Source organism: Blautia pseudococcoides (assembly GCF_001689125.2).
Taxonomy (GTDB): domain Bacteria; phylum Bacillota; class Clostridia; order Lachnospirales; family Lachnospiraceae; genus Blautia; species Blautia pseudococcoides.
Map to the genome: position 1 here is coordinate 3402931 of NZ_CP015405.2, position 13480 is coordinate 3416410.

11 protein-coding genes are annotated in these 13480 nt (G+C 48.5%); 1 reads left to right on the forward strand and 10 read right to left on the reverse strand.

The annotated features are described in order from the left end of the window. The first annotated feature begins 179 nt into the window (after positions 1-179). Entirely contained in the window at positions 180-617 is a 438-nt protein-coding gene (locus tag A4V09_RS16210) for a hypothetical protein (RefSeq protein ID WP_065543257.1), read from the forward strand. Positions 618-723: 106 nt separating this feature from the next. On the opposite strand, the gene A4V09_RS16215 is transcribed toward A4V09_RS16210, so the two are convergent. The 10 genes from A4V09_RS16215 to A4V09_RS16260 form a co-directional block, all read right to left on the reverse strand. Beyond that, complete coding sequence (locus A4V09_RS16215) at positions 724-1935, reverse strand: LysM peptidoglycan-binding domain-containing protein (RefSeq protein ID WP_065543258.1); 1212 nt, start codon at positions 1933-1935, stop codon at positions 724-726. 212 nt (positions 1936-2147) lie between these two features. Next, the gene (locus A4V09_RS16220; protein ID WP_065543259.1) at positions 2148-3005 is read right to left on the reverse strand and encodes a carbohydrate ABC transporter permease; all 858 of its coding nucleotides are present in this window, start codon (positions 3003-3005) and stop codon (positions 2148-2150) included. Continuing rightward, on the reverse strand, positions 3005-4045 hold the full coding sequence (locus A4V09_RS16225; RefSeq protein ID WP_065543260.1) for a carbohydrate ABC transporter permease: 1041 nt from the start codon (positions 4043-4045) through the stop codon (positions 3005-3007). The genes A4V09_RS16220 and A4V09_RS16225 overlap by 1 nt, the downstream gene beginning before the upstream one ends. Positions 4046-4142: 97 nt before the next feature. Beyond that, positions 4143-5477, reverse strand: coding sequence for an ABC transporter substrate-binding protein (locus A4V09_RS16230; RefSeq protein WP_065543261.1), 1335 nt, complete (start codon positions 5475-5477; stop codon positions 4143-4145). A gap of 377 nt (positions 5478-5854) precedes the next feature. Next, complete coding sequence (locus A4V09_RS16235; protein ID WP_198168549.1) at positions 5855-6532, reverse strand: LacI family DNA-binding transcriptional regulator; 678 nt, start codon at positions 6530-6532, stop codon at positions 5855-5857. Beyond that, the gene (locus tag A4V09_RS16240) at positions 6435-6866 is read right to left on the reverse strand and encodes a LacI family DNA-binding transcriptional regulator (protein ID WP_084043632.1); all 432 of its coding nucleotides are present in this window, start codon (positions 6864-6866) and stop codon (positions 6435-6437) included. The genes A4V09_RS16235 and A4V09_RS16240 overlap by 98 nt, the downstream gene beginning before the upstream one ends. 161 nt (positions 6867-7027) lie before the next feature. Beyond that, positions 7028-9091 carry a glycoside hydrolase family 31 protein gene (locus tag A4V09_RS16245; RefSeq protein WP_065543263.1) on the reverse strand — a complete coding sequence of 688 codons (2064 nt, stop codon included), beginning with the start codon at positions 9089-9091 and terminating at the stop codon, positions 7028-7030. 305 nt (positions 9092-9396) lie between these two features. Then, on the reverse strand, positions 9397-10377 hold the full coding sequence (locus A4V09_RS16250; RefSeq protein WP_065544825.1) for a Gfo/Idh/MocA family protein: 981 nt from the start codon (positions 10375-10377) through the stop codon (positions 9397-9399). A 38-nt stretch (positions 10378-10415) separates the two neighbouring features. Next, positions 10416-11510 (reverse strand): alcohol dehydrogenase, encoded by a 1095-nt coding sequence (locus A4V09_RS16255; protein ID WP_065544826.1) that lies wholly within the window; start codon positions 11508-11510, stop codon positions 10416-10418. Positions 11511-11552: 42 nt separating this feature from the next. After that, positions 11553-13466: an NAD(+) synthase gene (locus A4V09_RS16260; RefSeq protein WP_065543264.1), complete on the reverse strand. Its 1914-nt coding sequence runs from the start codon at positions 13464-13466 to the stop codon at positions 11553-11555. Positions 13467-13480: the final 14 nt, after the last annotated feature.

Consider the following 13480-nt stretch of genomic DNA (forward strand, 5'->3'; position numbering starts at 1 on the left):
ATGTCTGCAACCAGTGTATCACAAATCACAGAGGGAACCAACCTTGTTTTTCTTACGGCATACTCATATAGTTACCTCCCCCTCCAGGCCCTCCAACAATTTGTCCCCCTTTCAAGAATCCTTGCATATTTTCCCCACTTCCATAATAAGTTATAAAAAGGAATGCAGGAGGTGCAGCCATGAGCTCAAAGACCAAGATTGTCGTATTACATATGAAAGAAGTCATTTATACCATTATTTTCGTGGTACTTGCCATTCTTCTGGCGGTTCTTCTCTTTATGATGTTCGGAAAAGACCGGAAAGCCGACTCAGCCGCCACTTCAGCCGCTGTCTACCACGCTGGCGTGTATAAAAGCCCCATCACACTAAATGGCAACACATTTGACGTTGAGGTTACTGTGGACGAAAACCACATAAATGCCATATCTCTGGTAAATCTAAGCGAGACCACCACTGCCATGTATCCGCTGATGGAGCCCGCACTGGATGCGCTCTCCAGCCAGATCTACGCATCGCAGACCACGGAAAACATTACCTATACGGACGAGAACAAATACACCTCGATGCTTCTGCTGGATGCCATCAACGAGGCGCTGGACAAAGCAAAAGTGGATTGAACGCCGCGGCCGGCATAACAAGCCGAATTTAAAAAACGGGGATGCTCCGGAACATCCCCGTTTTTTTCGTCTGTTGATCACATCTGTTCTTCTCTGAAACCGCTTCTCAATTTACCGTGAGCACCTCCCCTGCATAGATCAGATTGGGATTTTCTATCCCATTGGCTGCCGCAAGCTGCGAAACCGTGGTACCGTACCTGAGTGCGATCCCAGACAAAGTATCGCCGTAGCGCACAACATAAGTCCTTCCCACATCCCCTGTACTTCCCGAGGAAGATACCTGAAGGATCTCACCCGGATAAATCAGGTTGGGATCAGAAATATGGTTCATAGCCGCAAGTCTTTCAACAGAAGTTCTGTACATCTGTGCGATCCCCCAAAGAGTATCCCCTCTGCGCACCAGATATGTGTTATTCATCTGTGAAGAAGGCACATTATCCGCCAGCGTGATCCTCAAAACCTCACCCGGATAGATCAAATTGGGATTTGCGATCCCATTCTCCGAAACGATGGCTGAAACACTGGTCCTATACATCTCTGCAATTCCCCAGAGTGTATCCCCGCTCTTAACTGTATATTCAACCACGGATACCGAAGGCTCCGGCATCGGTACAGGACCCGGCACACTGCCCGGCTCTTCCATAAACATGGCATCCGTATAAAGATCCAAATCCACCGGCCCGGAGATTCCGGCCACATTTCCCATATCCGAATACTGCCATCCGGCCCAGGAATCCCAATTCACCGACGAGGAAGGCTCAGAAACACCATACTCCGCGATCCAGAGCGGATACTCTGTGAGTCCGCCGCCAAAAACAGCCCCTGCATGATAAGCGTCGCTATACACCACGATCCCTTTGCCGCTCAACTCTTCCACGGTTCTGATAAACGCCAGCCCAATTTCATTGGCCTCAGCAGCACTCAGTTTTGTCAGGTCTTCAAAGTCCATTGCCAGACGGCACTGGAACTCCTTCCCCTGAATGGTATTCACAAAATAATGTGCCTGGTACTCAGCCTGGGAAACAGTCCTGGCTGTCACATAATGATAAAATCCCACATCCAGCCCGGCTGCCCGTGCCCTCTCATAATTCTGTTCAAAATACGGGTCCGTATAATCACTGCCCAGACTGGAGCGGATATAAACAGTATCCACCCCGGACTCTGCCACCTCCTCAAAATCTATATCCCCCTGCCACATACTAACGTCAATCCCCCGGTGCTGTTCCCCCTCCGCCGCCGGGAGCGCAGACACGGATGTACAAGTGAGCAGCACAAAAGCCGCTGATAACAATATATATGAAAATACTTTTCTGATCATATTAATAAAAATCCTTTTTTCTCTATCATATGACCCCTTTTCCCATCTGTCACTTTTCTTCTCAATTGTTCCGTTTTATCATATAAACTCAGCAAACTCGCTTCTATACCCCTAACGCCTGCTGTGATGCTGCCTTCCACATGGTTAGTCTGCGTCGGCCATCGGGGCATCCGGCGTCTTACACAGCAAACTATATTTATCAAAATCCCCTTCTATTTGATCGCTCCATCCACCATTCCCTGTATGATCTGCTTCTGTGCAAACAAGAACAGGATAATGATGGGTATCATGGCAAGCAGCGCTGCCGACAAGATCAGATCCCACTGCTTCACATAAGAACCCACAAAACTGCTGACCGCAACCGGCAGCGTTTTGATCCGTCCGTTCAGCCCCAGCATCAGAGAAGGCAGAAGATAGTCATTCCAGATCCAGATACCGTTCAGTATCAGGACCGTTACCTGCACAGGCTTCAAAAGCGGGAATATGATCCGGAAGAAAGTCCCCTCGGGACTGCACCCGTCGATCCACGCAGCCTCCTCCAGTTCATAAGGGATCCCCTTCACAAATCCATGCAGTATGAACACCGACATAGATCCGCCGAATCCCAAATAGGCAAAGATGATCCCCTTATAACTCTGGAGCATCTGAATCCCGAAAATATTGGAGGTCTCCCGGAATGTGGAAAGCAGCGGCAGCATGACCACCTGGAAGGGAATGACCATGGCTGACACAAAAAGCATAAAAATAAAGCTTGACCATTTCGTCTTATTTCTCACCAGAACCCATGCCGCCATACTGGAAAACACCGTCAGCAGCAAAAGGGAAACCGCTGTTATCAGCAGAGAGCTGAAAAAAGAGTTCCAGTAATTAAAGTTCTGGTTATGTATTACGTTACTCAGATTTGTAAAAATCTGCCCCCAATGCTCCGGCAGGGAAATGGGGCTTGTGATGATATCTGCGCTGCTTTTTGCAGAGTTCACAACAACCAGCAGGAAAGGAGCCAGGATGATGATCGTAAGAATCACACCGATAAGCTCTGCGATTCCGGTTCTTATTTTCTGTGCCTTCATTACATTTCAACCTCCTTCTTCTTACTGATGGATACCTGTGTCAGGGAAACAACAGCCAGGATGATAAAGAATACCACAGCCTTTGTCTGCCCCAGTGCATACTGATTCTTACTGATCGCCGTATTATATATGTTCAGAGCCAGAAATTCCGTGGCCTGGATGGGTTTTCCCGCCAGGATACGGCTGGGCGCACCGTTGGTGATGGCCAGGTTCAGGTCAAACTGCTTGAATGAATTTACAAGCGTCAGGAAAATACATACGGTAAAAGTATTGGCGATCATAGGAACTTTGATCTTCAGCAGTGTTGTGATCTGATTTGCCCCGTCTACATTGGATGCCTCCAGGATATCCTTTGGCACACTCTGCAGCCCTGTCACGTAGATCATCATAATATAACCCGCATACTGCCAGGTGCTCACGATCAGGATCGCCGCGATAGCCAGGTTAGGGTCTGTCAGCATGGAGGTGCTGCCCTCGATCACTGTTGTCATAACCTTGTTGAAAATAAACTGCCACACATAACCGAGAACAATACCACCGATCAGGTTTGGGATAAAATAAGCCGCCCGGTAAAAATTTCTGCCCTTTACTTTTGACGTACACAGAAGAGCCAGTCCGAAAGCCACCAGATTGACAGCCAGCATGTTGATAACCGTAAAAATAAAGGTTACTACAAATGAGTATATATAATCGTTTGATTTAAACATACTTATGTAATTGCCAAGTCCCACAAACTTGTCAAATTTGATCCCGTTCCAGTTTGTCATGGAATAGAAAATACCACAGGCAAACGGAATCAGCACCGTCACCGCAAACGCGAAGATCAGCGGAAACAAAAACAGTACATTGATAATGGAGCGGTGTTTTCTGGTTGGAAGCAGGTACACACCAGCCATCACAAGCATAGCCCCTGCTATGAGAAGCGGCCCTCTGACCGTTGCGGAGCTGCCGGAAAAATCCATATACAGTGCTGCTGCCATACATATAATGCCCGCAGCCATACCAGCGATTGCTATTGTTTTTTTCAATTGAACATTCATGCCTTTTCCCCTTTTGAAAATTTACCGGCTGTCCTCCCCCATGTGCCCGGAATTTTTATCCGTGCACACCCTCAGGGAAAACCGCCGGCAAAACTGGTTAATTGCTTCCGTTAGTCGCTACATAATCTTTGATCACTGATTCCATGGTGTCTACAAATCCCTGTTTGTCCAGCTGTCCTTTTGCGTACAGCTCAAATACAGCGCCTGTGGCATTCTGTGCGATACCTTCCGGCTGTGTCAGCCAGTCCCAGGCATATGTCTTGCCGTCCTTGATATAAGGAAGCATGCTCTTCGCAAGTGGTGTGCTTGGCTCCAGTGTGCAGGATTTATACGGGGAAACCATTCCGCAGTCCTCAACCAGGGCTTTCTGTCCCTCTTCGCTCTCAGCCAGTGCTTTCAAGAATTTCTTGCAGGCGTCAATCTTATCGCTCTCATTATAAATACCCCAAACAGCCGGCGCATCTACAATAATACCTTCTGTATCCTCTGTTGTAAAAGCAGCAGGTGCAATACCGCATGTAAAATCTGCCTCGTATGTGGGAAGTGAAGGATCGATCCAGTTGCCCTGTGTGATAAACGCTGCTTTTCCTGTTGCCCACAGTGCAAGCTGGTCATCATATGTACCGGAGATCAATACGTTTTGGTCTGAGTAATCAAACAATAACTGAAGCCAGTCAGCAAACTGTCCCATTCTGTCTTTATCAATCCCGCCCGCATTCAATTTATCAATAATGTCTTTATCTGCCCTGTCTTTTCCCTGGGAAATATAAGCCGCCATCATGTGATTTCCGGTGGACCAGTACATCTGGCCTGACTCCGCTGCCACAGCGCATACAGATGTGATTCCCAGCTCATCCTTCATGCCGTCAATCTTCTCGAATGCATCTTTATAAGCATTGATGTTGGTCAGTGTCAATGGGTCAATACCTGCCTTATCCAGTATGTCCTTGTTATAGGCAATACCAATCCCCTCAAGTGCAAACGGCATTCCGTATACTTTTCCGTCCTCTCCCTTAAATGCATAATCCGTATCTTCAATCCATGACTCTCCGTCCAACGGTTCCAGCCAGTCTTTAAAAGAAGATTTGTAAGAGTCCGCAGCAAACCCAAAGATATCCGGCATATTGCCTGCTGCATAATAGTTTTTGAGCTGTCCGTTCACATCCACGCCGCCGCCCAGGGACTCTACGACAACTTCCTGCCCTGTCTCCTCCTGGTACTGCTTTGCAAACTCTTTTAAAGCTCCGTCAATCTCAATTTTTGTATTCATAAAACGAATGGCATCTCCGCTCACATTCGCTGTGTCTGTCGTCCCCTGTGTGTTGTCATTAGCCGTGCCGGTGTCATTTCCACTGTCTGTATTCCCTCCGCATGCTCCCAGTGTCACTGTCATTGCTCCGGCAAGTAGTGCCGCTAAAATCTTCTTTTTCATTTCTCTTACCAACCTTTCTAAGGATTATCTTTTTATACCTTTTGCGCATAAGGTTTTGATGTTTTGTATCTTACCACCAACACCACGTAAAATCAATGTTTTTTATAACACCTAATATGCATTTCTCCATTTTTAACAGAATTTGTCCCCATTTTAACCTGTTATAGCCTATATTTTTGTATATATCTTACAATAGGTTTTTCGCAAAACCTTTTTTACAAATTTCGACATCTATATACTTTTGCGCAAAAGTTTATATTGTATGACGTCTGCTGTGACCACTCTGCTTCCTTGTGTATTTTGTATAAAACCAATAAAAGACAAAAATGCCGTACGGCTGCAGTCTCCCTGCGGGCCATACGGCATTTAATATTATTTTATTCGTAATTGATCTTTTTTACGGAATCCCGAATGATCATCCGGGTAGGAAGTACAACCAGTGTCTCTGCCTCCTCCGGTCTTCCCTCCAGCATCTTCACCAGCATATCAACAGCCACCCGGCCTTTCTCCTGGATATCCTGACGCACTGTGGTCAGTGCCGGTCTTACCAGGGATGCATACTCCACATCATCAAATCCTGTGATGGAAAGTTCATCCGGGATCTTCCTGCCTTTGTCCTGCAGCGCATTGAGAAGCATAGATGCATAATAATCCGAGGCGCATATGACCGCTGTGTATGCAAAAGACTTTTCATACAGCTCCTCCAGGTTATCCTGCTCTCCCCTGTTTCCGGATCGTATCTTAAGGAAATGGTCTTCACTGCCGGATAGTCCGGCCTCCTCCATGGCCTGGCAGTATCCCAGAAAGCGCTGATGATCCAGGTTTATATTATTATCTGCCAGGAAGGCTATTTTCCTGTGGCCGCAGCCAATCACATATTTTGTCATTTCATATGCTGCTTTTTTATCTTCCAGACGGACGTTGATACAGTTGTCCAAATCATCGGTGTCATAATCATCAATGATCACAATGGGCTTTTTGTAGCGTTCCTGCAGATATGAGATTTCCCCCTCCACAAAACCGCAGGTCACCAGTCCATCCATGTTCCAGGACAAGATAAACTGCCTGTACATCATTCAGTGCATAGACCATCAGATTATAACCTTTGCTCCTCACACGCTCCTCCACTGCGCCCAGCAGTTCGCCGAAGAACTGGTCTTTAAATGGATTTTCTTTTCCGTTGACCTTGACTACCATACCAATGATCCTGGAGCGTTTGCTTGCCAGATTCCTGGCATTGATGTTCGGCATATAGTCATACTCCTCCAGAACCTTCCTGATACGCTCCACATTGGCTGGCGAAACCTCTTTTGTCTTGCCGTGAATGACGTTTGACACCGTGGTGGTGCTCACGTTCAGCATATTGGCTATCTCTTTAATTGTAATCATTTCAAAGTCCCCAATCTGTTTACAGTTCAGACAGGTCTGCGCATTTACTGCGCTGACCGTATGAAAAAGTAGTGCCAGCAGGCATCCAGCCCATCGCGAAGCGATTTTTAATGGCTGGATGCGTAACAGTTCAGCTTGTCTGAACTGTTACCCCAATCTGTTTACAGTATTTCTGTAGTGATCTCTTTTCTGCGGCTTCCTGTATAAGTACATCTGCCGCTTCTGTCGACTACAATCTTACCATAATTTTCGGGGTTTTCATAGTCTTTCCCTTTGCCGTCATCCTCATACCACTCATAAGATGCGCCTTCTTTTACAAATGCAACAGCCTTTACCCGGTCCATGTCCACTTCATCGGTATACTCTCCGCCGCCGGACAGGAGCAATATTTTATCCGGACGCAGAAATACCGGCATTTCACTAAGCCCTGCCTTCACATAGTGATGTCCTGCGGGGAGGATTTCCGTATCATAGTCAGTCAGGCTCCGGAAACGGAGAAGTGCCATCTCCTCAGGCAGATATACATACCTTCCTTCCGCATTCTGGGTGTAGACCGGAGCAATCATAAGGCTGTCCCCCACTAAAAGCTGGTCCTCCACCTGGGAGGCAAAGGTGTCTTCCGTGTATACGAAAGACAGAGGCATAAAGTACATATCCCCGAAAAGGGCCGCTTTCATGTATTCACTGTAAATATAGGGCAGCAGTCCATAGCGGATCCCCAGTATACCCGCAAACTGCTCCGTATGGTCAAACCGGTAAACCTCCTGCATTCTGGTCCCCAGTGCTGTGTGATTCCTCATAAGCGGGGAGAACATGGCAAGCTGGATCCAGCGCATGACCAGATCTTCCGTAGTATCAGAACCAAAGCCGCCGATATCGGCGCCTGTGTAGAGTATTCCCACCATATTCAGGGACGGCATCATCTTCAGATTGAGAAGCAGGTGCTGCCACCAGGACTTGTTGTCTCCTGTCCAGATACCGCCATACCGGTGCATACCCACGTAGGAGGAGCGTGAAAACATCAGGATCCTCTTGTCCGGGCACAGGCGCTCAAATGCCTCTCCGGCCGCTCTGGTCATGTTATAGCCGAACAGGTTATGTACTTTGTCGTGGCGCACATTTCCAACATCTGTGCTGTGGTAAAACTTTTTAAAGTCCTCCGTATTGTTTGCCAGACTATCCACCAGACCCGTAAATTTCTGGAAAGTATCCAGATCCAGATTCTTTCCCTTCAGCTCTGCAATGGCGTCAATGGTATCATCCATGCGGTCCTGTGCAAAAAAGATGGATGGCTCGTTCATATCGTTCCAGAAACCTTCTATTCCTTTATCCAAAAGGAACTGATACTGATTTCCGAACCACTCCCGTGCCTCACGGTTTAACACATCAGGAAAATGCACCTGTCCCGGCCATACACCGGCGATAAACTCTTTTCCGTCTTTATCCTTACAGAAATAACCTTTCTCCACACCTTCCTCATAGACCGGATAACCTTCCTCCACTTTTACACCCGCATCAATGATAGGCACCAGTCGGATGTTCTGTGCCTTCATATCTCTCACAAGGCCTTCAAAATCAGGGAAGCGTTCCTCATCAATGGTAAAGTCTTTGTACCGTTCCATATAATCAATATCCAGGTAAATACTGTCAAGCGGCAGATGGTTTTTCCTGTGCTCCTCTGCCACCTCACGGATGTCCGCCTCACATTGATATCCCCATCGGCTCTGCTGGTATCCGAATGCCCACCTGGGCGGAATATAGCTTCTGCCAATAAGCCCCCGAAATTCTTTTACAATTGAGCGGATACCACTGCCATTTAGGATGTATACATCAGCGTCCGGCTCCTCCAGTGTAATGACCAGTTCATCCATATGGGTATAGCCTACATCAAAACTGATGATTCCCGGGTAATCGAAAAAAACACCGAAGGTCTCTTCACCTGCGACCACCAAAAAGTTATGGGACGCGTAAAGGGAATGCCTGTCTTCCAGATGGTTCGGTTCATCCGCGCAGCAGCTCTTGTAAAGCCATCCCCTTTTGTTGATTCCTCTCACATTTTCACCCAGTCCGTATACCAAGTCCTTTTCCCCAAGGCGGCAGGAAAATATGAGTCTGCCATCCTGTACCGTCTGTTTCAGGTAAGGCAGCGAATGATCCTCTGCTGTTATCTCCTTTACAACCGCATCCGTACAGAAAGGATTTCCGTATGTGTATTTCCGTATCATGTCTATTCCTCCTGGTTCTCCATTATTATTTGGACATCATAGCACATGCCTATTTATGCCGCAATACCTTTTGCGCATAATTTATACTTCATACAATATATATTAAATACATTATGGCATATTTTCAGGATTTTTCTACTCATATATGGTTTTATGCACAAACTTCCAGAGATAATTTTAGTCATAATAACAACGGCAAAAATAAACAAGGGAACGTACTCTCGTACATTCCCCGGTATTAGCTTTATTGTTCTGATCACTGCGCCACTTCTGAACTCAGGCCGCTGTTATTTTGTTAAATCCTGTTATTTTTCCATAGGATAGCAAAGTCCCCAATTCTTACGGACTGCATCCATCTGCTCCATGATCCGGACTGTCTGGCTGTGGGACATTTGAGGACACTCACAAAGTCCCTCCTCTATGGCCTTTTTGCAGGCTCTCACCTCATATTCATAACCGCTTATCTGCTTTGGCTGGTCATACCGGGCAGTCACTTCCCGTTTCTCATTATAGACCGTGATGGATTCAAAATTATTGATATTCTCCACCACAAGGAAACCTTTTGTTCCGTAAATGACCCCCTGTCTGTCAGAAAGCGCCCGGAGGGAATTGTTCAGCACAGACATCCTGCCGTCCGGATAGCAGAGGGTAATGCTGCTCTGCGCATCCACGCCTGTGTCTGTCATTACCACAGAGGTATCTATGGATGAAATATCATCTCCAAACGCGATAGATGCAAACGTCAGGGTGTAAACACCTACATCCAGCAGCGCACCCCCCGCCAGTTCCGGCACCATCATCCTGTGGACGGATTCCAGAAGGTATCCCAGATTGGCGGTCAGGGTATACGGCTTACCGATGGCCCCCGAGGCAATGACTTCCTGCAGTGTCTCCGCCATGGGCATATATCTCACCCACATAGCCTCTGCCAGCAGCAGACCTTTTTCTTTTGCCAGCGCCGTCATCTCCCGGGCTTCCTGTGCATTTACGGAAAATGCTTTCTCACACAGGACATTCCTGCCGTTTTCCAGCAGCATCTTTACATTTGCACAGTGTTCGGAAATGGGAGTTGCCACATATACCAGATCCACCTTTCCATCCGCTGCCATTTCTTCATATGTACCGTATGCTTTTTCAAATCCGAATTTTGCCGCGAAAGCATCCGCTTTCTCCTGGCTTCTGGACGCCACTGCGTACAGTTCCACATCCTCCATATACCCAAGTGTCTCCGCCATAGTCGCAGCAATATTCCCTGTACTTAACACACCCATTCTTAGTTTCTTCATGCCTGTCTCCTTCTGCGGAATAAATTTCCGCTGTATCCTCATGGTTTCACCGCAAATTTTATTATTCCATCCTGCCTGCCTTCAAATATTTCATATGCCTTCAAGATACCGTCCAGGCTCGTCCTGTGCGTGATCAGGCAGCTTGTATCCAGTTTTTTCGCTGACAATAGCTCCATGATCTCCTCACAATAGCATCCGTCCACTCCGCCTGTTTTAAAGGTCAGGTTCTTGCCGTACATCCGGGGCAGGGGAAGGACCTGTTCTTCCTCATACATGGCAACTGCCACGACAGCCGCATTGGGCCTGGCAATCTTCCATGCCGTCTCAAAAGTATCCGCCCCGCCAGCAGCTTCAAATACCACATCAGCGCCTCTCCCATGACTCTCTGAGAGGATACGCCCTACAACATACTCCTGCACTTTTCCTGCCACGTCCGCATAATCCTCCGCCCCGCAGCGGCAGCGCTCCGGCATGGGGCATACCACCACGTCAGCCAGCCCTTGTCTTTTGGCCAGTTCCAGCCTGTCTGCATCCACATCTATGGCAATGATCTTTGCCGGACTGTATAACCGGGCACACATCATGGTGCAAAGACCTGTGGGACCGGCGCCCAGGACCGCAACCGTATCCGCAGGTTTTAATCCGCCCAGTTTGGCAGCCCAGTAACCGGTTGAAAGAATGTCTCCGATGAACAGGGCTTCCTCGTCGGTCACATGGTCAGGTATCTTAGTCAGGCCATTGTCCGCATAGGGAATGCGGCAGTATTCCGCCTGTCCTCCGTCTATGCGGCATCCAAGCGCCCAGCCGCCGTTTTCATCCTCGCAGTTATTCACAAATCCCCTTCTGCAGAAAAAGCACTCCCCGCAGAATGTCTCCACATTGACAGCCACCCGGTCACCGGGGCGGACCTTCTTTACAGCACTTCCGGTCTCCACTACCTGTCCCACAAACTCATGGCCCAGAATGGTTCCCGGCACTGCCCTGGGCACCGCTCCGTGTTTTATATGGATATCACTGGAGCATATGGTTGTGAGAGTAACTTTCACGACCGCATCCGCGGCATTTCGGATAACAGGGATATCCCGCTCTTCAAGGGCTATGTTTCCCTTTCCCTGATATACAACAGCACGCATCTTATTTTTCTGCAACTTTTACACCTTCTTTTCCCGAACCTGTTATCCCAATGTATCCAGTTCATCCATCCAGATCCTCACGCACGCATCACTGGGCATCCGGAGATCCCCTCTCGGTGACACCGCCACACTTCCCACCTTAGGGCCGTCCGGCAGACAGGAGCGCTTGAACTGCTGGGAGAAAAATCTCCAGTAAAATTTCTTCAGCCATTTTAATATCACTTCGTCATGATACATGCCGGCAAAGGCAATTCTGGCGATCCGGTAAATTTTCCCCGGTCCGTACTGGAAACGCATCATATAGTACAGGAAGAAATCGTGCAGCTCGTACGGGCCTACCAAATCCTCTGTCTTCTGGGAAATAACCCCATCCTTCGGAGGAAGCAGCTCCGGGCTTACAGGCGTATCCAGCACGTCCTCCAGGATAGCCGCCAGTTCCGGCTCTTTGCAGGTATCCGCATAGTAGCGCACAAGATGTCGTACCAGTGTTTTCGGAACAGAGCCGTTGACTCCGTACATGGACATATGATCCCCGTTATAAGTCGCCCAGCCCAGAGCCAGCTCTGACAGATCTCCCGTTCCGATCACAAGACCGCCCAGGCTGTTGGCAATATCCATGATGACCTGGGTCCTCTCCCTTGCCTGGGCATTTTCAAAGGTCACACTGTGGTCTTCATAATCATGTCCGATATCTTCAAAATGCTGTAGTACTGCCTTTTTTATGTCAACCTCACGGAGGGAGGCTCCCAGCCTTCTTGTCAGCTCACATGCATTGGTATAGGTCCTGTCGGTGGTGCCGAAGCATGGCATGGTCACTGCTGTGATCCGGCTTCTGTCCAGGCCGCACAGATCAAATGCCCTGGCGGTCACTAACAGGGCAAGGGTGGAATCCAGACCACCGGAGATACCCAGGACCGCGGCTTTGCTGCCGGTATGGTCCAGACGCTTTTTCAGGCCCATAGCCTGTATCGTTAGAATTTCGTCACATCTTCTGTCCCTGTCCGTTTTATCTTCCGGTACAAAGGGACTGGGGTCAAAAAATCTGGACAGAGGCGTTTGTTCCTCCTTCACATGGAAATAGATCTGCGTATGCTCTTCCTTGGACTCCGGCTGCCAGGTGGAGATCCTCCGTCTCTCACTCTCCAGACGCTCCACATCAATTTCCCCGTAAATGGTCTCATTTGCAAAACGTTTTGCCTCCCGCAGGACAGTGCCGTTCTCCGCAATCAGGTTCTGTCCCCCGAATACCAAATCCTGGGTGGACTCCCCGTTGCCTGCCGTGGCATACACATATCCGCAGATCAGGCGCGCGGACTGTCCGCTTACCAGTTCCCTGCGGTAAGCGTCTTTTCCCGTTGTCTCATCGCTGGCTGAGAGATTGACGATCAAAGTGGCTCCTGCCATGGCATGGAATATACTGGGCGGGTTAGGCGCCCACAGATCCTCACAGATTTCCGCTGCCACACAGAGACCCGGCACTTCCGCACAGTGGAACAGCAGATTCATGCCAAAAGGAACCTTTTCCCCCTGCCAGTCCACATATCCGTCAAAAGCCTGACCCGGTACAAAATATCTGGCCTCATAAAATTCAGCGTAATTGGGCAGATGATGCTTGGGAACAAACCCCAGGATCCTGCCCTGATTCAGCACAGCTGCCGCATTGTAGAGCTTTCCTTTATGCCGCAGGGGCAGTCCGATAAAGATCAGTCCGTCAATATCCTGAAGCTCTCTCTGCATGATCTTAAGCTCTTCCTCTGTTCTGTGCAGCAGGGTTTCCTGCCAGAACAGATCCTGGCAGGTATACCCTGTCAGGCAGAGTTCCGGAAATACCAGGACCTTTGCCCCGTTCTTTGCCATCTCCCTGGCTTTCTCTACGATTGCCTGTCTGTTGTGTACACAGTCTGCTACCAGTACATCCGGTGTGGCGGCTGCTACTTTGATAAAACCATCTCTCATATTGTACCTGACCT

What these genes read in the sequence shown, in the direction of transcription:
- A4V09_RS16210 (WP_065543257.1), top strand. Translation starts at nt 180, where the DNA reads ATGAGCTCAAAGACCAAGATTGTCGTATTACATATGAAAGAAGTCATT.
- A4V09_RS16215 (WP_065543258.1), bottom strand. Translation starts at nt 1,935, where the DNA reads ATGATCAGAAAAGTATTTTCATATATATTGTTATCAGCGGCTTTTGTG.
- A4V09_RS16220 (WP_065543259.1), bottom strand. Translation starts at nt 3,005, where the DNA reads ATGAAGGCACAGAAAATAAGAACCGGAATCGCAGAGCTTATCGGTGTG.
- A4V09_RS16225 (WP_065543260.1), bottom strand. Translation starts at nt 4,045, where the DNA reads ATGAATGTTCAATTGAAAAAAACAATAGCAATCGCTGGTATGGCTGCG.
- A4V09_RS16230 (WP_065543261.1), bottom strand. Translation starts at nt 5,477, where the DNA reads ATGAAAAAGAAGATTTTAGCGGCACTACTTGCCGGAGCAATGACAGTG.
- A4V09_RS16240 (WP_084043632.1), bottom strand. Translation starts at nt 6,866, where the DNA reads ATGATTACAATTAAAGAGATAGCCAATATGCTGAACGTGAGCACCACC.
- A4V09_RS16245 (WP_065543263.1), bottom strand. Translation starts at nt 9,091, where the DNA reads ATGATACGGAAATACACATACGGAAATCCTTTCTGTACGGATGCGGTT.
- A4V09_RS16250 (WP_065544825.1), bottom strand. Translation starts at nt 10,377, where the DNA reads ATGAAGAAACTAAGAATGGGTGTGTTAAGTACAGGGAATATTGCTGCG.
- A4V09_RS16255 (WP_065544826.1), bottom strand. Translation starts at nt 11,510, where the DNA reads ATGCGTGCTGTTGTATATCAGGGAAAGGGAAACATAGCCCTTGAAGAG.
- A4V09_RS16260 (WP_065543264.1), bottom strand. Translation starts at nt 13,466, where the DNA reads ATGAGAGATGGTTTTATCAAAGTAGCAGCCGCCACACCGGATGTACTG.